Annotated in this window: 16 protein-coding genes; 9 read left to right on the top strand and 7 right to left on the bottom strand. The window is 72.2% G+C overall.

All coding sequences use genetic code 11. The features are described from left to right. Positions 1-15: 15 nt before the first annotated feature. Entirely contained in the window at positions 16-1179 is a 1164-nt protein-coding gene (locus ACOZ38_RS11725; protein ID WP_424530320.1) for a hypothetical protein, read from the bottom strand. Positions 1180-1299: 120 nt separating this feature from the next. On the opposite strand from ACOZ38_RS11725, the gene ACOZ38_RS11720 reads away from it, so the two are divergent. From ACOZ38_RS11720 to ACOZ38_RS11710, 3 genes are all read left to right on the top strand, one after another. Further along, positions 1300-3903: an alpha/beta fold hydrolase gene (locus ACOZ38_RS11720; RefSeq protein ID WP_424530318.1), complete on the top strand. Its 2604-nt coding sequence runs from the start codon at positions 1300-1302 to the stop codon at positions 3901-3903. After that, positions 3900-4769 (top strand): ABC transporter permease, encoded by an 870-nt coding sequence (locus tag ACOZ38_RS11715; RefSeq protein WP_424530316.1) that lies wholly within the window; start codon positions 3900-3902, stop codon positions 4767-4769. Before ACOZ38_RS11720 ends, ACOZ38_RS11715 begins: the two co-directional genes overlap by 4 nt. 395 nt (positions 4770-5164) lie before the next feature. After that, entirely contained in the window at positions 5165-6400 is a 1236-nt protein-coding gene (locus ACOZ38_RS11710) for a hypothetical protein (protein ID WP_424530315.1), read from the top strand. 77 nt (positions 6401-6477) lie between these two features. On the opposite strand, the gene ACOZ38_RS11705 is transcribed toward ACOZ38_RS11710, so the two are convergent. Further along, positions 6478-6651, bottom strand: coding sequence for a hypothetical protein (locus tag ACOZ38_RS11705; RefSeq protein WP_405146242.1), 174 nt, complete (start codon positions 6649-6651; stop codon positions 6478-6480). A 217-nt stretch (positions 6652-6868) separates the two neighbouring features. On the opposite strand from ACOZ38_RS11705, the gene ACOZ38_RS11700 reads away from it, so the two are divergent. Beyond that, entirely contained in the window at positions 6869-8983 is a 2115-nt protein-coding gene (locus tag ACOZ38_RS11700) for an ATP-binding protein (protein WP_424530313.1), read from the top strand. Positions 8984-9034: 51 nt separating this feature from the next. Here the strand turns inward: ACOZ38_RS11700 and ACOZ38_RS11695 are convergent, their stop codons facing one another. Together ACOZ38_RS11695 and ACOZ38_RS11690 are read right to left on the bottom strand one after the other, a co-directional pair. Next, on the bottom strand, positions 9035-9997 hold the full coding sequence (locus ACOZ38_RS11695; RefSeq protein WP_424530311.1) for a 4-epi-cubebol synthase: 963 nt from the start codon (positions 9995-9997) through the stop codon (positions 9035-9037). Between the two features lie 100 nt (positions 9998-10097). Continuing rightward, a complete protein-coding gene (locus ACOZ38_RS11690; RefSeq protein ID WP_405146236.1) occupies positions 10098-10499 on the bottom strand; it encodes an ankyrin repeat domain-containing protein in 402 nt (133 codons plus the stop codon). Between the two features lie 118 nt (positions 10500-10617). On the opposite strand from ACOZ38_RS11690, the gene ACOZ38_RS11685 reads away from it, so the two are divergent. Next, entirely contained in the window at positions 10618-11523 is a 906-nt protein-coding gene (locus ACOZ38_RS11685) for a proteasome assembly chaperone family protein (RefSeq protein ID WP_424530310.1), read from the top strand. Then, a complete protein-coding gene (locus ACOZ38_RS11680; protein WP_424530308.1) occupies positions 11520-12575 on the top strand; it encodes a Gfo/Idh/MocA family oxidoreductase in 1056 nt (351 codons plus the stop codon). The genes ACOZ38_RS11685 and ACOZ38_RS11680 overlap by 4 nt, the downstream gene beginning before the upstream one ends. 71 nt (positions 12576-12646) lie before the next feature. Here the strand turns inward: ACOZ38_RS11680 and ACOZ38_RS11675 are convergent, their stop codons facing one another. Then, positions 12647-13465: a tyrosine-protein phosphatase gene (locus ACOZ38_RS11675; RefSeq protein WP_424530306.1), complete on the bottom strand. Its 819-nt coding sequence runs from the start codon at positions 13463-13465 to the stop codon at positions 12647-12649. Between the two features lie 176 nt (positions 13466-13641). Here ACOZ38_RS11675 and ACOZ38_RS11670 point away from each other — a divergent pair, with 176 nt between their 5' ends. Continuing rightward, complete coding sequence (locus tag ACOZ38_RS11670) at positions 13642-14526, top strand: hypothetical protein (protein WP_424530304.1); 885 nt, start codon at positions 13642-13644, stop codon at positions 14524-14526. A 24-nt stretch (positions 14527-14550) separates the two neighbouring features. Here ACOZ38_RS11670 and ACOZ38_RS11665 read toward each other — a convergent pair whose 3' ends face one another. Together ACOZ38_RS11665 and ACOZ38_RS11660 are read right to left on the bottom strand one after the other, a co-directional pair. Next, positions 14551-16548, bottom strand: a complete 1998-nt coding sequence (locus tag ACOZ38_RS11665) for a tetratricopeptide repeat protein (protein WP_424530303.1) — start codon at positions 16546-16548, stop codon at positions 14551-14553. Beyond that, positions 16494-17054, bottom strand: coding sequence for a hypothetical protein (locus ACOZ38_RS11660; RefSeq protein WP_424530301.1), 561 nt, complete (start codon positions 17052-17054; stop codon positions 16494-16496). The genes ACOZ38_RS11665 and ACOZ38_RS11660 overlap by 55 nt, the downstream gene beginning before the upstream one ends. Before the next feature lie 500 nt (positions 17055-17554). Here ACOZ38_RS11660 and ACOZ38_RS11655 point away from each other — a divergent pair, with 500 nt between their 5' ends. Both ACOZ38_RS11655 and ACOZ38_RS11650 read left to right on the top strand, forming a co-directional pair. Next, positions 17555-19213: an ABC transporter ATP-binding protein gene (locus ACOZ38_RS11655; protein WP_424530300.1), complete on the top strand. Its 1659-nt coding sequence runs from the start codon at positions 17555-17557 to the stop codon at positions 19211-19213. After that, positions 19210-19773: an ECF transporter S component gene (locus tag ACOZ38_RS11650; RefSeq protein ID WP_424530298.1), complete on the top strand. Its 564-nt coding sequence runs from the start codon at positions 19210-19212 to the stop codon at positions 19771-19773. Before ACOZ38_RS11655 ends, ACOZ38_RS11650 begins: the two co-directional genes overlap by 4 nt.

Here is a 19773-nt window from a genome sequence, read left to right as displayed (position 1 = left end):
GCGCGAGGGAGTCGGTTACGGGGTGGCGGGGGCGCTCATCGGGAGGGGGCCTGAAGTCTTGGACTCGCCCGAGCGCCTGCGGCCGTACCACTCGACGCCGAACCACGCCGCGCCGAGCACGACGGCCGCGACCGGCCACGAGGCGAGCATGTAGGGCGGGGCCTCCAGCAGGCGGTCCTGCACGGCGAGGCCGCCGTAGATCGCCGCCGTGACCAGCACGGCACCCAGTGCCGCCCGGACGGCCGGAAGCCGGATCATGAACGCCAGGTCCACGCCCAAGGCGGCGGCGACCAGGAAGAACGGCACGGCCGACGGCGGGAAGTGGAAGACGACGAGCAGCGGCCAGATGGCGGCGCGGAAGCCGACGTAGACGGCGGCCACCGCCGTGGCGGTCCACCTGCGGCCGACGAGCCTGCGCGCCAGGACGAGCACGAGCACCGCCGCGATGCCGAACCACAGGGGATACACCCAGTCGGGGACGGGCAGCGAGAACTTCTCGACCATGCCACGGTCCATCGGGCGGCCCATCTGCTTGGCGGCGAACTCCAGCAGGCTCGGCTCGGCGTACACGTGCTCGGGCCCGCGGTCCCAGGACGCCAGCTCAAGCACGCCGTACTCCTGGTGCTCGCTCGGGAAGAGCGTGTTCTCCAGGAAGAAGACGAAGAACGCCCCGAGGAGGATCGGGCGCAGCCTGCCCTCGGGGGCGTAGAGGTACCACCCGCGGATGACTCCGGCGATCATGAACGCCGTGCCGATGTAGAGCAGCATGTGGGAGGGGCTCCACGAGGTGATGTCGACGCCGTTCACCCTGTGGTTGATCAGGTCGATCGGCACCGCGATCAGGAACGCCCCGGTGCCCCACTGGATCAGCCGCTGCGCCGTGCGGTCCACTCCGTAGCCGGTGTAGCTGTGCACGATCATCAGGGCGACCACGATGGCCGTGCCCGCGCTGTTGAGCAGGTGCGGAGGCGCGAGGTCGTCGCGCAGCCACTTGAAGTGCCAGGAGACGTCCCAGGAGGCGCCGAAGACCTTCAGCACGAATGCCGCGATCCAGCTGAGATAGAGGAAGCGGAAGAGGTCCGGCGGGGTCTCCCTGCCCGCCTCTCCCCTGGTCCAGTAGGGGAGGGCCCACTCGACCCAGCGAGTGGCCTTGTCCTTGATAGCCGTGCCTGCCTTCACGCGATGAATGATGCCGGTCCTCGACATGCTCCGCAATCGGGGACTTCCCCGAGATAACCCGCATTCACCTCGGGCGAGGCGTCTCAGCGATCTCTCAGCGGCACTCAGTAGGCTCTCGGCATGAAGCTTGCGGGGAGGCGGCCGGCGGCGTTGATCGTTGCGACGCTACTGGTGCTCGGCGCGGCGGTGTGGGCCCTGTGGCCCTCGCCCCCGCCGGTGAAGGGGTTCGACCAGAGGATCCCGGTCGTCGACGGCCCGCGTGACGACCAGCGCGTGACGCTGGACACCACGTTCTTCCCCCCGGCCGGGGGCGGGAAGGCCCCCGCGGTGCTCCTCGCCCACGGGTTCGGCGGCAGCAAGCAGAGCGTGCGCGAGGAGGCCGTACGGCTGGCGCAGGCGGGATACGCCGTGCTGACCTGGTCGGCGCGCGGCTTCGGCGCCTCCACGGGGCAGATCGCGCTGAACTCCCCGGACTACGAGGTCAAGGACGTCAAGCAGCTGATCGACTGGATCGCCCGGCGCCCGGAGGTGCAGCTCGACTCCGCGGGCGACCCCCGCCTCGGCATGGCCGGAGGCTCGTACGGCGGGGCGATCACCCTGATGGCCGCCGCCTACGACGCCCGCATCGACGCGATCGTCCCGCAGATCACCTGGTACGACCTGGCGGACGCGCTCTTCCCCGACGCCACGGGCGAGGGTCCCGAGAAGGGCGTGTTCAAGCGCATGTGGGCCGGGCTGTTCTTCAGCAGGGCCGTCGACTCCCCCCTGGCGCCGGGGGCCGGCGCGCTCGGCGGCCTCACCGGCGCCCCGGGAGGCACGGGCTCGCGGGACGGCACGGGCACGCCCGCCGATGGACGGCCCGCGACCGGCTCGCCCGATCCCGCCGAGCAGGCGCGGGAGGTGCAGTGCGGGCGGTTCCTGCCGGAGATCTGCCAGATGTACCAGCAGGTCGCGGAGACCGGCCGCGCCACCCCCGGCGCCGTCGAGACCCTCCGCAGGTCGAGCCCGGTCTCGGTGCCCGGGAAGATCCGCGTGCCGTCCCTGCTGATCCAGGGCAAGCACGACTCGCTGTTCCCGCTCGGCCACGCCGACGCCAACGCCAGGGCCATCGCCGCCACCGGCGCCCCCGTGGAGGTCGCCTGGTTCGATGGAGGGCACGACGGCGGCGACGCCGAGCCCGACTGGGTGGCCGACCGCACGATCGGCTGGTTCGGCCACTGGCTCAAGAAGGACGGCACGCCCCTCGGGGACGCCTTCACCGTCACCCGCGACGGCGGGCGCGACCCGGGCACGCGCCGCCCCGTCCTGGTCCACGCCGGCACCGGGCGCTATTCCGGGCTGTCCGGCACCGCGCAGTCGCCGGTCCAGATCGCGGGCCCCGACCAGCAGGTGGCCAGCCCGCCGGGCGGCTCCCCCGCCTCGATCTCCACGGTGCCGGGCGTGGGCGGGCTGCTGGGCAACCTCGGCGGGGCCGGTCTCTCGATCGACATGCCGGGGCAGAGCGCCGTCTTCGAGTCCGCGCCGCTCACCGCGCCCCTGGAGGTGACCGGCGCCCCCGTGGTGAAGGTCCGGGTGCACGGCGAGGGCGAGGTCACCCTGTTCGCCAAGCTCTACGACGTCGGCGGGCAGCGTCCCGCGCTGCCGCAGGGCCTGGTCGCCCCGCTGCGGGTCACCGCCACCCAGGCCGGCACACCCGTGTCGGTCACGCTTCCGGCGATCGACTACCGGTTCGACGCGGGGCACCGGCTGCGGGTCGTGCTGAGCACCACCGACATGGGGTACGCCTCTCCCTCGGCTCCTGCGGTGCACCGCGTCGGGCTGGCCTCGCAGACCCTGACCGTGCCGACGGACGCGTCGCTGACCGCCGTCGCCGCCGGCCTCGCCTGGTGGGTCTGGGCGCTCCCGCTCGCCGCGCTCGCCCTGGCCGCCGTCCTGCTGCTCCTCGGGCGCGGCCGGCGGGCCGGTGAGCCCGACCCCGAGCTGGCCGGGGTGCCGCTGCAGATCACCGGCCTGGCCAAGAAGTACCGCAACGGCGAGCTCGCCGTGGACGACCTGTCGTTCCGCGTCGAGCAGGGCCAGGTCCTCGGCCTGCTCGGGCCGAACGGCGCGGGCAAGACGACGACGATGCGCATGCTGATGGGCCTGATCCATCCCGACGCGGGCGAGATCCGCATCTTCGGGCACCGGGTGACGCCGGGCGCGCCGGTCCTGTCGCGGCTCGGGTCTTTCGTGGAGGGCCCGGGGTTCCTGCCCCACCTGACCGGCAGGGAGAACCTCGACCTGTACTGGCGGGCGACCGGCCGTCCGGGGGACGACGCCCACATGGACGAGGCGCTGAAGATCGCCGCCCTCGGCTCCGCCCTCGACCGGGCGGTGCGCACCTACTCCCAGGGCATGCGCCAGCGCCTCGCCATCGCCCAGGCCATGCTCGGCCTGCCCGACCTGCTCGTCCTGGACGAGCCCACCAACGGCCTCGACCCGCCGCAGATCGCCGAGATGCGCAAGGTACTGATCCGCTACGCCGCGACCGGCCGCACGGTGATCGTGTCGAGCCACATGCTGGCCGAGGTGGAGCAGACCTGCGACCACGTGGTCGTGATGCACCGGGGCCGCCTGGTGACGGCGGGCCGGGTCAGCGCCCTGCTCGGCGGCGCGGTTCCGTCCAACGGCTCGAAGGGGCGTCTCGAAGACGTCTTCCTGGACCTGATCGGGGACAGAGCATGACCTCCGTACAGACGAACGCGCCGCGCGGGGCGAGCACCGCGTACGCGCCGGGGCGCACGCTGCCGTTGCGGGTGGAGGTCGTCAGGCAGTTCAAGCGGCGCCGCACGCTGGTGATGTTCGGCCTGCTGCTGGCGCTGCCGTGGATCCTCGTGGTGGCGTTCTCCCTGGGCCCCGCGCCCACGCAGCAGAACTCCCTCAGGCTCTCCGACCTCGCCACGCAGGGCGGCCTCAACTTCGCCGCGTTCACGCTCTCGGTGTCGGCCACGCTGCTGCTGGTGGTCGCCGTGGCGCTGTTCTGCGGGGACACCGTGGCGAGCGAGGCGAGCTGGTCGTCGCTGCGCTACCTGCTGGCCGCCCCGGTGCCGCGCGACCGGCTGCTGCGGCAGAAGCTGACCGTCTCCCTCGGATACTCGGCGGCGGCGGTGATCGCGCTGCCGGTCATGGCGCTGCTGGCGGGCACCGTCGCCTTCGGCTGGAACGACATCCGCCTGCCCGGCACCGGTGAGACGATCGCGGCCACCACGGTGCTGCCCCGGTTCGGCATCGTCATCGGGTACGCCCTGGTGAACCAGCTCGTGGTCGCGGCGCTGGCGTTCCTGCTCTCGGTGAGCACCGACTCGCCGCTGGGGGCGGTCGGCGGGGCGGTGGGGCTCGTCATCGTGAGCAACATCCTCCAGGCGGTGGAGGCGCTGGGGGTGGTGCGCGAGTTCCTGCCGACCTTCTGGAGCACGGCCTGGCTGGATGCCCTGGTGCCCCAGCTCGACTGGAGCGGCATGATCAAGGGGGCGTCCCTGTCGGTCGCCTACGCCGTGGTCCTCGCGGCGCTGGCCTTCCGCCGCTTCCGCCGCAAGGACGTCGTCTCCTGACCACTCCCGCCGCACGGACGTCCGTCACTCAGCGACCCAGCGCCTCTTGACAACCCAACGCCTCTCAGCGACCCGCCGGCCAGCTAGCCCGACAAATCCCCCAAAAGCCCTAAAGGAGCATTTATCGCTTAATACCCGGCAAGTCCAGACGGGCGGGCAAGACGCCCCTCCGCCCGCGAACGGGAACGCCGGGTATTCGTACCCCTGGGGCGGGTGCGCAAGGTGACTTTCGGGAGACGAATGTCCGTTTCTGCAAACATGTTCGGCGATATTCTGGAATGATCCTCTCGGTAATCCTGTCGGACATCGAGAATGACGGACAGAGACTGATGCCCCCCTTCGATCAGATAACGACTTTCACCTCCGAACACCGGGTTGAAACGGCCATCATCTGCGTGTCCGCCCTGGTGCTGCTCGTCCTTGCGTACTTCGCCCTTCGCGCCGCCTACCGCGCGGCGGCCCAGGCCTTCCGCAGGTTCGCCGTGAACCGCCCGGCGGAGGACATCCTCACCATCGTCGCGGCCAGCATCGCCACCGGGGTGTCGGCGCAGGGCATGTGGCGCTTCTCCGGCGACGTGCTCGGCTTCGACGGGCCGCTGAGGTTTCTGCTCTTCGCCTTCATCGAAGTCGCCGTGATCACCAGCGCCGTGCGGGCCCGCCGCAACATGCGGGAGAACTACTCCGCCGGCATCGACGGCATGGCCGTGTGGGCGCTCACGAGCCTGTCCGCGGTGCTGTCCAGCCTGGACGCCCGCAGCCTCGCCGAGGCGATCTTCCGGCTCGCCGCCCCGCTGGTCGCCGCGTGGCTGTGGGAGCGTGGCATGGCGATCGAGCGCCACCGCATCACCGGGCGTTCCCGCATCAAGTGGCGGCTGACGCCCGAGCGCGCCATGGTCCGGCTCGGGCTCGCCGAGGTGAGCGACCGCACCGCCAGCGAGGTGGACGCCCACCGCAGGCTCACCCGCGTGGCCCTGGCCGCCAAGCGCGCCCGCGCGCTCCGCGAGGCGGGGGCCTCCGACCGCAAGATGCGCGCGGCGCTCGGCAGGCTCGACCGCATGATGGACCAGGCCGTCGAGCACACCGGGCTCGCGGTCGACAGCGACCGCCAGGGGGCGCTGCTGTCGCAGATCGGCGCGCTGTACAACACCAGCGCCCTGATCGACCTGCGCCCGCCGGTGCCGTGGGGTCCCGAGCCCGAGGAGCCGCCGAGGCCGCACGCGCTGCCCGTGGCCTCCTCCCCCGTCGCGGCCTACATCGCCGACGACGACGAGGACGCCGAGATGGTCGACCCGGCCCCGGCCGTGGTGGACACCGCACAGCGGGCGGCCCTGATGCGCGCGGCCCGCGCGTACTGGGACAAGCAGATCGACCGCAAGTTCGTCCCGCGCGCCGCCGACATCGCCAGGGAGACCGGCATCTCGCTGGTCACCGCCCGCGAGTACCGCGCGCTGTGGAAGCTCGAACCACGGGCCCACGCGCTGATCGAGATCGCGTACAACGAGCACGGCATCGTCGACACCGGCACGTTCCCCGCGATCGTGGTGCCGGACGGGCCCGAGGGGGCCGAGCGACCGGAGCGGGTGCTCACGGTGAACGGCTCCACTCCCTCGGCGGGCATGGCCGGCGCCTGACCGCCGGGGCCCGAAGTGGAAGATGCGGCCCGGAGGCGGATGTCCGTCTCCGGGCCGAAACGCCGCTCCCCCCGACCTCAGTCCCAGTGCGGGGGGCGCTCCTCCAGCAGCCAGGACACGTCGTCGTCGGACGGGGAGCGCCACTCGCCCCAGCCCGTGTCGGTGTCGTCGCTCGTCTGGTCGGGCAGAACCGGCAGCCCCTCGTCGGAGAGGTCCACCGGACGCAGGTCATCCGGCTCTCGCACAGTCACGGCACAATGCTACGTGGCCGCCGGGGCGGCCGATCATTCCACGCACCAAGATCTCCCCTGTCACCCCTCAAAAGTGATGTCAGGTGTGGTCCCCGGAGCAGTCACCCCAGGAGCCCACATCTCAGGCGTACATCGGCGGCACAGGGACAGGTAACGCCCCGCACAGGTACGATGCGGAGGCAGGTAGCACGCCGGAACGACCCCCGTGAGGCGGCCCATGGCAACGCCGGCAGGATGGCGCAGAGAGGGAAATCTCCCCGCGGAGCTCACCAGCTTCGTCGGTAGAGACCGGCTGCTCGCGACCATCAGGCAGCGCCTCCACGGCTCCCGCCTGGTCACCGTGACGGGCATCGGCGGGGTCGGCAAGTCCCGCACCGCCCTGCGCGTCGCCCACCAGGTCGGCTCGCACTTCCCCGACGGCGTCTGGTACGTCGACCTGTCCCGGCTGCAAGATCCCACCATGGTCCAGCACGCCGTCAGCGCGGCGCTCGGCATCGCCGACCAGTCGGCGAGGCCCGAGGCCGAGGCCCTCACCGAGTGGCTGGGCCGGCGCGACGCCCTCCTTGTGATCGACTCGTGCGAGCACCTGCGCGGGGCGTGCGCCGAGCTCGTCGACCAGCTCCTGCGCAGCGCCGAGCGCGTGCGGGTGCTGGCGACCAGCAGGCAGTCCCTCGGCGTGCAGGGCGAGCAGTCGATCCCCATCGCGCCCCTGCAGGTGCCGGGCGACGACGACGTGGAGAGCCCGTTCGTCAACGAGTCCGTCCAGCTCTTCGCCGAGCGCGCGTCCGCCGTCGTCCCCTCCTTCTCGGTGGACGAGGACAACATCACGGCGGTCTCCGAGCTGTGCCGGCGGCTCGACGGCATCCCGCTGGCGATCGAGCTCGCCTCCGTCCGCCTGCGGGCGCTGTCGGTGGAGCAGATCCTGGCGCTGCTGACCGACCGCTTCAGCCTGCTCGCGGGCGCGAGCCGCACGGCGCTGCCCCGCCACCAGACCCTGCGCGCGGCCATCGGGTGGAGCCACGAGCTCTGCGAGCCCGCCGAGCGGCTGCTGTGGGCCCGCCTGTCGATCTTCTCGGGCGACTTCGAGCTGGAGGCCGCCCGCTATGTCTGCGCCAGCGAGAACCTCCCCGCCGAGAACATCATGGAGCTCATCACCGGCCTGGTGGAGAAGTCCATCCTGCTGAGCGGCAACGAGCGCGCCGGCGTGCGCTACCGGCTCATCGACACCCTGCGCGGCTACGGCAAGGAGTGGCTGGACAAGCTGGAGGAGACCGAGTGGGTCCGGCGCCGCCACCGCGACTACTACCTCCAGCTCGCCGAGCGGGGTGAGCACGCCTGGTCGGGGCCACGGCAGGTCTACTGGTTCGGCCGCATGCGCCAGGAGCACGACAACATCCGCGCGGCGCTCGACTACTGCCTCCACGACCCCCGCGAGGCGCGCACGGGCCTCGAGCTGCTGTCCTCGCTGTGGTTCATGTGGGTCGCCTGCGGGTTCGCCCGCGAAGGCCGCCTCTACCTGGAGCGGGCCCTGCACAACTGCCCCCAGCCGAGCAAGGAGCGCTGCAAGGCGCTGTGGGTGCTCGCGTACGTCCGCAGCGCCCAGGGCGACACCGAGGGCGCGCTGGACGCGGCCGAGAAGTGCGCCACCGACGCGGTCCGCGTGGGCGACTCGATCGCGGTGATCCTGGCGACCAAGATGCAGGGCACCGCCGCCTTCCTCCAGGGCGACCTGCACAAGGCGACGGCCCTGCTCGGTGTGGCGATCGAGTTCCACCGCAGCGGGCGCGAGCTGAACCCTGGGCTGCTGCCCGCGATCGTCGAGCTCGCGGTCGTGCTCACCCAGCAGGACGAGCTGACCGAGGCCGAGTCGCTGCTCCGCGACTGCCGCCAGTTGTGCGCCGAGCGCGGGGAGCTCTGGCTGCGCTCCTACGCCGTCTGGGCGACGTCCGACATCGAGCGCATGACCGGCCGCACCGACGACGCCGTGCTGAGCGCGCAGGAGTCCCTGCGGATCAAGCGCCACTTCCACGACGTGCTGGGCGCCGTGCTGGCGATGGAGACGCTGTCCCAGCTCGCCGTCGACAAGGGCGACCCCGCGCGGGCGGCGCGCATCCTCGGCGCGGCGCAGGCCAACTGGCAGCTCTTCGGGCTGCCGCAGTTCGGCTCGCCGTTCTTCAGCACCGAGCACGAGCAGTGCGTCAAGGAGTGCAAGCGCGTTCTGGGGGAGGATTCCTACCTCGACGTCTACCAGCAGGGCTCCAAGATGAGCTTCGAGGAGGCCGTCAGCTACGCCATGGGCGAGATCGACCCGAGCGACGCGCCCGTCGCCTAGCCGGGCGGCCCCTGGCCGGGGCCGGTCCGGCCAGGTGACCGGGGCGCCGGGTCAGCCGCCCTGGTGGCGCATGACACGCTGCGCCGACGCGCCCTGCCAGGCCCTGGTGTACCTGCTGCTCGTCAGCGAGTAGGCGATGCTGCCGCTGATCCAGTGCTCCAGGCCCCTGATGTACGCCGCCACGGCCTCGGAGTCGAGCCCTTCGAGCGCCGAGCGCAGGTCCACCATCCGCTGGACCGCGTCGTCGCGCATCCTGCCGATCTGGTTCATCGCGTGCTGGATCGACCGGTGCCGGTGTCTGGCCAGCACGCTGACGAGGTTGTTGCCGGAGTTCACCCCGGTGCGCTCCTTGGGATACGAGAGGAGGTCGTTGTCCCACACCACCACGTCGTTGGCGCTCTCGGTGATCGCCCGTACGTCCGGGTGGCGCCACTCGCCGGGGGTCAGCGGACACCCGGTGGCGACGTCGATCAGCGCGAAGACCGTCAGCATGGCTCCGGTCCTGCGCCGCATGAAGATGTAGTCGCCGTAGGTCGGGACCACGGCGTCCTCGCGGTTGGCCGCCTCCCACACCTGGGCGAACAGGTAGTCCTTGGTGACCGACCGCCAGCGGTCGAGCTGGTCGGCGTCCGCCGCCGCACTGACGCGGGCCTTGATGTCGAGCATCGCGCGCGCGAACGGGTTCTCCACGTACGCGGCGTCCGCGGGGTCGAGGTCGTCGAGCACGGCGAGCAGCTGCGGCAGCGCGCGGGCGATCTCGGCTGCCCGGCGGTCGGACTCGCAGAACGCGTCGTCGAAGGCGAACAGCCACACGCACCAGTCGGTGACCAGCCGGAGCATGTCGTTGCCCGCGTAGGGGTAGGTGCGGGCGCCCAGCCTGCCGTAGCAGGCCTCGCGGTAGCGGTCCAGCTCCGCCGGGTCGTCGATCATGTGGCTGGCGACCAGCCAGGAGAAGGTCTCCTCGTTGACCTGGTCGGCGTACGGGCTGATAAGGCTGGGGAACGGACACGACAAAGGAGGAAGAAGAAGCCTGGACGGCGCTAAATCAGCCATCTCCACATCATGGCAACAAAAACTCCGTATAACTACAACGCAACATCCCCGGTTGCGGGTGCTATTTAAGTTTGTGCTCGAACCATTTCAGGAATTCGGCGTGTCCGAACATCTGGGCGGTGTCGACCGCGGAGGGCGTGCCCGCGGCGGGGTCGGCCCCGGCGTCGAGCAGTGCCCGCACCACCTCGGGCTCCTTCTTGAAGACCGCGCCCGCGAGCGGGGTCTGCCCGCGGTCGTTGACGCGCCCGGGATCGGCCCCCCGCGACGCCAGCGCCCGCACCGTCTCGGCGTGGCCGTGGTAGGCGGCCAGCATCAGCAGGGTGTCACCCTTGTCGTTGGTGAGGTTCGACGGCACCCCCGCGTCGACATAGGCGCACAGCTGCTCGGTGCGCCCCGCCCTGGCCAGCTGGAACAGCCGGGTGGCGAGCTCCTCGACCTCCGCGTCCTCCCGCACGCCCTCCATTGTGCACCGCCTGGGTGCCCGGGGCCGAACCCCGGGTAGCGGGCGACTCGCGCGGCGGAATCCCCAGGACATCCCATAGGTTCTCTCTTGAGAGACGAAAGAAAGGCTGGGACCCAAGGTGTTCGACCCGACGGATCTCTACCGGCTCAGCGGTGATGTCCCTGAGCTGACCGATCCGGTGCTGCTCTACCACTTTGAGGGTTTCGTGGACGCCGGAGGAGCCGGAAGGCTCGCCATCGGCCACCTGCTCGCCGAACTGGAGCACCGGGTCGTGGCGACGTTCGACGTCGACCGCCTCCTCGACTACCGGTCGCGGCGGCCTCTGATGACCTTCGACACCGACCGCTGGGTCGACTGCGAGGCCCCCGAGCTCGCCGTCCACCTCGCCAACGACGCGACGGGCACGCCGTTCCTGGTGATGAGCGGCCCGGAGCCCGACCGCGAGTGGGAGCTGTTCACCGAGGCGATCGGCACGCTGGTCACCCGGCTGAACATCGGCAAGCTGGTGACCATGCACGGCATCCCCATGGCCGCGCCGCACACCCGCCCGCTCGGCGTGACCGCCCACGGCACGAGGCCCGAGCTCGTGAGCGGGCCCGGCAGCCCGTTCGGCAAGATCCAGGTGCCGGGCAGCGCCGCCGCCCTGATCGAGCTGCGGCTCGGAGCGCGGGGCCACGACGCGCTGGGCTACGCCGTGCACGTTCCCCACTACCTCGCCCAGGCGGAGTACCCAAGGGCGGCGGTGACGGCGCTCGAGGCGGTCACGCGCAGCACCGGGCTGGTGTTCCCCCTGGCGGCGCTGAAGGACGCCGCCGAGAAGACCACGGCCGAGATAGAGGAGCAGATCATCGCCTCGGCCGAGCTGTCCACGGCGATCCAGGGCCTTGAGCAGCAGTACGACGCGTTCACTGCGGGCGCCGAGCGCGAGAACCTCATGGCCGAGACCACTCCCATGCCGACGGGCGACGAGCTCGCCGCGCAGTTCGAGCGCTTCCTCGCCGAGCGCGACGAGCGCGACTCATGATCAAGGTAGGCCTGGCCGGGTACGGCCCGGCCGGGGAGTTCTTCCACGCCCCGCTGATCGCCGCCACACCCGGCCTGCGGCTCGTCGCCGTCGTGACGCGGGATCCGGAGCGGGCGGCCCGCGTCGGCCGCGATCACCCGGGCGCCCGGGTGGTCCCCTCGGCCGAGAGCCTGCTCGGGCTCGATCTCGACCTCGTGGTGGTCGCCTCGCCGAACCGCACGCACGTCCCGCTCGCCACGCAGGCGCTGTCGGCGGGGCTGCCCGTCGTGGTGGACAAGCCCCTGGCCGCCACCGCCGCCGAGGCCCTCGACCTCGTACGGCTGGCGCGCGAGCGCGGCCTGATGCTGACGGTGTTCCAGAACCGCCGCTGGGACGGCGACTTCCGCACGCTGTGCAAGCTCGACCTCGGCGAGGTCCACCGCTTCGAGTCGCGGTTCGAGCGCTGGCGGCCCGTGCCCAAGGGCGGCTGGCGGGAGAACGGCGGCCCGGACGAGCTGGGCGGCCTGCTGTACGACCTGGGAAGCCACCTGGTCGACCAGGCCCTGCGGTACCTCGGCCCGGTGACCGACGTGTACGCGGAGACCGACGTCCGGCGGGCCGGGGTGGAGGCGGACGACGACGCGTTCATCGCGCTGACCCACGCGAGCGGCGCCCGGTCGCATCTGTGGATGAGCGCGGTGGCCGCCCAGCTCGGGCCGAGGTTCCGCGTGCTCGGGTCCCGGGCGGCGTACGTCAAGTGGGGCCTGGACCCCCAGGAGGAGCGGCTGCGGGCGGGCGAGCGCCCGGGCGGTCCCGGGTGGGGCGCCGAGGAGCCCGAGCGGTGGGGCGTGCTGGGCGCCGACGGCGACGGCCGTCCTGTGGAGACCGAGCCCGGGGCCTACCAGGAGTTCTACGCCGGCGTGGTGGCCGCGCTCAGGGACGGCGCCCCGCCGCCGGTCGATCCGGTGGAGGTGTCGGCCGCGCTGGCCGTGCTGCACGCCGCGCGCACCTCGGCGGCCGAGCGGCGGGTCGTCCCGCTCGCGCGGGACTCCGGCTCACCCGGCCCGGCGTAGCGCCAGGGCTCCGGCCCGCACTGTCGTGAGCCGTGGCCCGGCCTGATCGGCCCGATCAGGCCGGGCTGGGTTCAGCCGAGCAGGCGGGAGCGGAGCGCGGCCGCGTCCTCGGCCGTCCAGCCCTGCTCGGCGAGCCAGCCGAGCGGCCCTCCGTGCCTCTCGTCGAGCGCGCGCAGGAAGTTCTCCATGAACTCCCGGCGCGGCAGGTGGTTCTCGGCGGGCTGCGCGTCGAGATCGTCCCGGTAGGTGTCGCTGGCGCGCAGCCGGGCGAGGATCCGCTCCAGCCGGTCGCCCGTCGCGGTGTAGTCGGCCACGATCGCCTCGCGCTCGACTCCGGCCACCGAGAGCGCCAGGGCGCACACCACCCCGGTGCGGTCCTTGCCCGCGGCGCAGTGCACGACGCACGCGCCGTCGCCGTACGCCAGCACCCGCAGCGCGGCGAGCACCGAGTCGGGGCGGTCGCGGAGGTAGGCGTAGTAGAAGCCGAGGACCCTGACCTCGGCGGCGTCGCTCTCGCGCCTGCCCTGCCAGGGCAGCACCCGGTCGGCGTCGATGCGGGTCGCGGGGGCGTTCCCGGTGTCGGCCTCGACGTCGGTGTGCCGGCCGCCCTCCGCGAACAGGGTCAGGTGATGGATGCCGACCTCCGGCACCCTGGTGAGCGGGCCCGGGCCTTCGAGGGAGACCTCGGCGTTGGAGCGCAGGTCGACCACGTCGCGCAGTTTCAGCTCACCGACGAGCCTCTCCACGTCGGCGTCCGTCAGGCCCTGGAGGTTGTCCGAGCGCAGCACCCGCCCGAATGTCGTCGTCTCGCCGTCGACCGTGGGAAGACCGCCGAGGTCTCGCACGTTCACGGCGCCGTCAAGAGTTATCCACCTCGTTAGTTCATTCATCACTTCCAACCCTATATGCGCTATATGTCCGCGCGAAGAAGGCGGTAAGGGCACAGTGGCAAAAGAACATGTCCATCGCGTGGCGTCTGCCACCGTGACGCCCGCCCATACGTGATGTAAAGGACCGAGCCCTCATCGGCTCCGGCCGCCCGGCCGCCTTCCCCCAAGGAGGTCATGTGGACCCACGGACGCCCGTCCCGACGCTCGTTCTCGACCCCTCGCTGCCGCCCGGCGTCGCGCGGACCCTCCGCACCAGCCCCGGGGCGCTCCAAGCCGTACGCGCCGGAGCCGTCCCGCCGTCCGCGGGTCCAAGCCCGGCCGCCGTCGTCGCCGTCACGGTCTCCCTGATCGCCGCCTGGGTGCTGACCGGTCCCTGGGGCATGTTCACGCTGGCGGCCGTAGCCACGGGACTGGCCGGCGCCCGGGCGCTGGCCGCCGACCCGGAGCGGCGGGACGCGCGCAGGCGCCTGCGGGTGGCAGCCGAGCACTCCGCCCGGTTCATCCTTCCCGAGGACCTCGACGAGGGCTGCCGCGACCTGCTGGCCCGCGCCCAGGCGGCGACCGGCGACGTGCTGGAGTCCGAGGTCCACGCCGCCGGCCTGCTGGACTCGATCGACAACGCGGTCACCCTCCCGGCCGAGGTCTGGCGGCTCGGCGAGCGACTGGCCGACCTCACCCGCACGCGGGCGGAGCACGAGAAGATCGTGCCGCGCGACCTGCCCGACGACGTGGCCGCGATCTTCACCCCCTACGACGACGCGCTCGACCGGGCGCTCCGGTCGCTCGCGGCACGCGTCGCGACCCTTGAGGAGTACGCCCGCGAGGTGCGGCGCGCCGACGCCGTCTACCGGGCCCATCGGCGGCTGGAGGTGCTACGGGAGCGCACCCCCGACTACGAGCGGCTGCTCGCCGGCACCGCGGAGGACCGGCTGGCGGCTCCGCACATCGACGGGCTTGGCGGGCAGGCGCGGGAGGTGGAGCGCGTCTTCCACCGGAGCCTCGACGAGGCCAGGCGAGCCGGGGACCACCTGATCTCCCACACCCCGCTCACCGCCGCCTAGCGCCCTCCGGGGCGCGGTGCCGGGTCAGGCCCTGGTCACCCGCTCCAGCACGTTCTGGGCACGGGTCATCCCCGCCTCGTTGCCCAGGCTGCGGTACAGCTCCAGCGCCCGGGTGATCGGCTCGACCGCCTCGCCCGGGCGGCCCGCGTCGGCCAGCGTCTCCGCGAGCGTGCGGAGGCTCCTCGCCTGCCACCAGCGGTCGGCCAGGCCCTCGAAGCCGCTCACGGCCCGGCGCAGCGCCGCCACGGCACGGTCGGTCCTGCCGAGGCGGGCCAGCGCCCTGCCCTCGGAGACCTCGCTGCGCGCCACCCCCCAGGAGTCGCCGAGCCGGTCGAGCGTCTCCTTGGCCTCGACGACCGACGCGTACTCCCGCAGGCCGTTCTGGGGGTCGCCGATCTCCCCCGCCGTGCGCAGGCAGCGGGCCTCCTCCCACTCCTCGTTCCTGTCGTGGAAGGCCTTGGTCGCGAACCTCAGGGCGTTGCCCGCCAGGATGTACTTGCGCTCGGCGTCCTCCGAGGCCCCCTCGGCGTCCAGGGCACGGGCCTCGGCCGCCAGCACCTCACCGAGCACCCGCTGGGTCTGCGCCTCCGAGTAGCGGTTGCCCTCCGCCTGGAAGACGGCGAGCGCCTCCTCCAGCAGGACCCTGGCCTCGCGCGGCCGGCGCTGCGACAGCCACAGCTCGGCCAGGTTGCGCTGCGTGCGCGCCGACCACCAGGGGTCGCCCTCGGCCTTGAACGCCGCGATCGCGTCGATCAGGTACGTCTCGCTCCGGTCGAGACCGCCCTCGCTGAACAGGGTCATGCCCACCGAGCGCAGCGCGCGGGCCATCCACCACATCTCCTCCAGCTCGGTGAAGATCGACAGGGCCCGTTCGGCGTCGCGCAGCGCGCCGGAGCGGTTCCCCTGGCCGCCGAGGACCGCCGCCCGTTCCAGCAGGGCGATGCCGAGCGCACGGGCGTCGCCCATCTGGACGGCGGCCTCGTACCCCGTCTCCGCGACCACCCGCCAGTCGGGCCAGTAGGCGCGCAGCGAGTGGCACAGGGAGCAGAAGGCCCGGCCGAGCCCCCAGGCGGGCTCCCACATCTCCAGCGTGCGGGCCTGGTGGACGGCGGCGAGCAGGGCGAGCCGCTCGGTGTTGAACCACTCGGCGGGGGGCGCCTGGCCGCCGGGCAGGGCGGGCGGCCCCGCCTGGCGATGGCTGCCCCGCCGCCGCCAGTCCTGGGGCCAGCGGGCCATCGCCGCCGCCTCCGCCCCCCGGCGGTAGCCGGCCAGCACGCGCTCGACGGCCGCGCGCCGCGCCTCGTCGCTCTCCTCGATCATGGCGCGCTCGCGGGCGTAGAGGCGCACGAGGTCATGGAGCCGGTAACGGGTCGGCGTGCCCGCGCCGGGGCCGCCCTCCTGAGGGATGAACTCGACGAGCTGGGCGTCGACGAGCGCCTCAAGCTGGTCCTCGCCGTCCATGGCCGAGACCCCGAGAAGGTCGCCCGCCACCCAGCCGGGCATGTCAGGGGCGGTCAGCACCCCGAGCAGGCGGAGCAGGCGCCGCTGGATGTCGGTGCAGGTGTCGTACCCGAGCTGGAGGGACGCCCGCACGCTGAGGTCGATCTTGGGGGCGACCTCCAGCTGGTCGAGCCTGCGGCGCTCGTCGCTCAGGCGCTCGGCGAAGCCGGCCAGCGTCCAGCTGTCCCTGGTGCGCAGGCGGCCGCCGCAGATGCTGATCGCCAGGGGGAGGAGGCCGGACATGCGGACGATCTGCTGGGCCGATTCGAGGTCGGCGGCGACGCGGTCGTCGCCCGAGAGCCGCGCGAGCAGCTCCACCCCCTGGGCCTCGGTGAAGACCGAGAGCTGGCGGTCGTAGGCGTTGAGCAGGAAGAGCGGCTGGCGGGAGGTGATGATCACCGCGCATCCGGACTCGGGAGGGATCAGGTCCCTGACCTGGTCCCCCCGCTCCGCGTTGTCCAGAAATATCAGGATCCGGCAGCCCCGGGTCCAGGTCCACCAGAGCTTCTGCAGCTCGCGCATGCCGCCGAGTCCGTGGTGAGCCGCACCCCGAGCGCCCGCAGGAACCCCAGCAGCACCTCCTCGGGCCGTACGGGCAGGTCCGTGCCGCGCAGGTCGAAGTACAGCTGGCCGTCGGGGTAGGCGTCCTTGATCTCGTGCGCGAAGCGGGTCGCCAGCGCCGACTTGCCCACACCGCCGGGACCGTAGATCGACATCGTGAGCGGCGCGGCCGGCACGCCCTTGCGGACCGTACGGCGCTCGGCGAACGCGCGGCGCAGCCCCGCGAGCGAGTCGCCGCGCCCGGTGAAGTGCTCGATCACCGGGGGAAGCTGCGCCGGCGCCTCCGTCCCCGCGGCGTCCTGGCCGGGCGCCGTCCCCTGCGAGGGCGAGCCGGTGGTGGCCCAGGTCAGCAGCCCCACGAGCAGCGCCGCCAGCACGGTGACGGCGATCTTCGCCTGGACGGGCAGGTCCCACACGTCGAGCGAGGTGGCCAGCACACTGGCGACCGCCGCGCCGATCCCGGCCATCGGCGGCGCCAGGCGGACGAGCAGGCCTCGCCGGGGCCCGGGGGCTCCGCTCCTCCGGCCTGACCCGTGCCCGGGCCTGCGGGCGGCGTTCGGATGGCTTCGCCGATCGAGCGACCGCGGTGGCCGGGACATGGGCGTCCTCCGAGGGCATGGCGCGTCATCTGACCCGATTCAAGCAGACAAGCGGTGATCGCGCGCTCGGCCGGCGCGATGGGTGCCACCGCTCGGCCACCGTTCGCGGGAAATTCACGTTCGCGGTCCGAAACACCCGCGTAACCGCGCACCCCAACCGGCTTCATCTGACCGTAATTGAGCTAACCGAAAGCACATAATTCGGCCAGACCGCTCAAAACACAGCCTTTCACCAGCAATTGCGCTTAGGCAAAGATCTACCCTTTAATCTCCTCTGGACAAAGATCCGGTACGAGCTCCCATCCGCGCCACGTCGGACAGCTCCGCGCCGCCCGCGACACGTCGGAAAGGAGAAGGGTGATCCCGTCATGACCGCGCTCATCGAGGTCCGTGACGCGAGCGTCCGCTACCTTTCCACCGGGCAGGCCGCACTCGGCGCGACCTCCCTCACCGTGAACCCAGGCGACCTCACACTGGTGAGCGGGCCGTCCGGATGCGGCAAGAGCACGCTGCTGCGCCTGGTCAACGGCCTGATCCCGCACGCCTACCGCGCCGAGGTGACCGGCGAGGTGCTGGTGGGCGGGCGGCCGGTCACCGGACGGACGATCCGCGACATCTCCACGGTCGTCGGCACGATGCTGCAGGACCCGCGCAAACAGATCGTCGGCACCACCGTGGCGGCCGAGATCGCCTTCGGCCCCGAGAACCTCGGCCTGCCCCGAGAGGAGATCAGGCGGCGCACGGCCGAGGTGGCGGACCGCGTCGGGATCACCCACCTGCTCGACCGCGCCACCGCCGGGCTCAGCGGCGGGGAGCTGCAGATGGTCGCCTTCGCCGGGGTGCTGGTGATGCGCCCGAAGGTCGTCGTCGTGGACGAGCCGCTGGCCAACCTGGACCCGGCGGCGAGCCTGCGCCTCATGCGCGAGGTCCGCAGGTTCGTCGACGACGGGGGCGCCGCCGTCGTGGTCGAGCACCGGGTCGAGGAGATCCTGGAGTTCGAGCCGGCCGAGGTGCTCTACCTGGAGGAGGGCGCGACCCGCTACCAGGGGCCGGTCGAGGGGTTCCTCCAGGTCGCGCCGGTCGGGCACGTCAAGCTGCCGTTCGCCACCCTGGTGGCCCGCGCCGCCGAGCTGCCCGCCGTCACCGCGCCGGCCCGCCGCGTGGCCGCCGGCGATGTCCCGAGGCTGGAGTACCGGGACGTCAGCCTCGGGTACGGCAAGCGCACGGTGCTCGCGGGCACCGACCTCGCCCTCGGTCCGTCCGAGCGGGTGGCGGTGCTCGGGCCCAACGGGGCGGGCAAGTCCACGCTGCTGCGCGCCGCCGTGCTGCTGATCGCCGCCTCGCGGGGCGAGGTCCTGGTGGACGGCTCCCCCGTCGCCGACCGGTCGATCGCGAGCCTGGCGACCACCTTCGGCTACGTCTTCCAGAACCCCGGGCAGGCGCTCTTCAGCGCCACCGTCGGCCAGGAGCTGGCGTTCGGCCCGCGCAACCTCGGGTGGAGCCCCGGCGAGATCGCCGAGGAGTCGGAGAAGGTCCTGCGGGCGGTGCTCCTCGACGGCGAGAAGGACATCATGGACCGGCCGCCGCGCACGCTGTCGTACGGCCAGCAGCGCCGCCTCACCGTGGCGCTCGCCCTGGCCATGCGCCCCCGCACGCTGATCCTCGACGAGCCCACCGCCGGGCAGGACCTCCACACGACCACCGCGTTCATCGGCCACGCCCTGGCCGCCGAAACCGTGGAGAGCGTCTACTTCATCACCCACGACGTCGACCTCGCCCTCACCTACGCCGACCGCGTCGTCGTCGTGGACGAGGGCCGCGTGGTCGCCGACGCCTCCCCCGCCGAGCTGGCCCGCGCCGAGGGCGTGTGGTCGCGCGCGGGGCTCCAGGCCACCAGCCTGGTCCGGGCGGTGCGCGAGCACCTGCCCGACGCGAGCTCGATCCCCCACCCGTTCGACCTCGCCCGCGGCCTTTCGCACCACCCACGTTCCAACCCATCCCCCCAGGAAGGAACCACCCCCTCATGAGCACAGACGCAACCGCCCCGCGAGAGCCCGTCTTAGCCATCTCGTCGCGCACGGTCGTGTTCGGCGCGGTCGGCGCGGCGCTCTACGCCGTACTCGGCCTGTTCAGCTTCCTCATCCCCGGCACGCAGAGCGTCACCGTCCGCCCCGCCTTCGCGCTGGTGCCGTTCTTCGGCAAGCGCTTCGGCGTGATCGCGGGATTCTTCGTCGGCTTGGTCGGTAACGCCATCATCGACCTGATCTCCGGCTATGGCCTGCAGTACTGGAACTGGAGCGTCGCCAACGGCCTCGTCGGCGCCGTCGCCGGGCTCATCTTCGCCTACCTGCCGCCGATCGCCAACGAGGCCGTGCGCCTGGTGGTGACCGCTCTCGGAGCCCTGGTCGCCACCGCCATCGGCCTGCTCTTCGTGATCACGGACATCTGGGTGCAGGGCATCGGCTTCAACACCTTCTTCACCGTCAATTACATCCCCGCGCTCATCGCCGACGGCATCGCCGTCGTCATCCTGACCCCCGCCCTGGACGCCATCTGGGAGCCGCTGTCCAAGCGGACCGGACGGTAA

It is taken from the genome of Sphaerisporangium viridialbum (assembly GCF_049674955.1).
Taxonomy (GTDB): Bacteria; Actinomycetota; Actinomycetes; order Streptosporangiales; family Streptosporangiaceae; genus Sphaerisporangium; species Sphaerisporangium viridialbum.
This window is presented reverse-complemented; position numbering and strand designations above follow the sequence as displayed.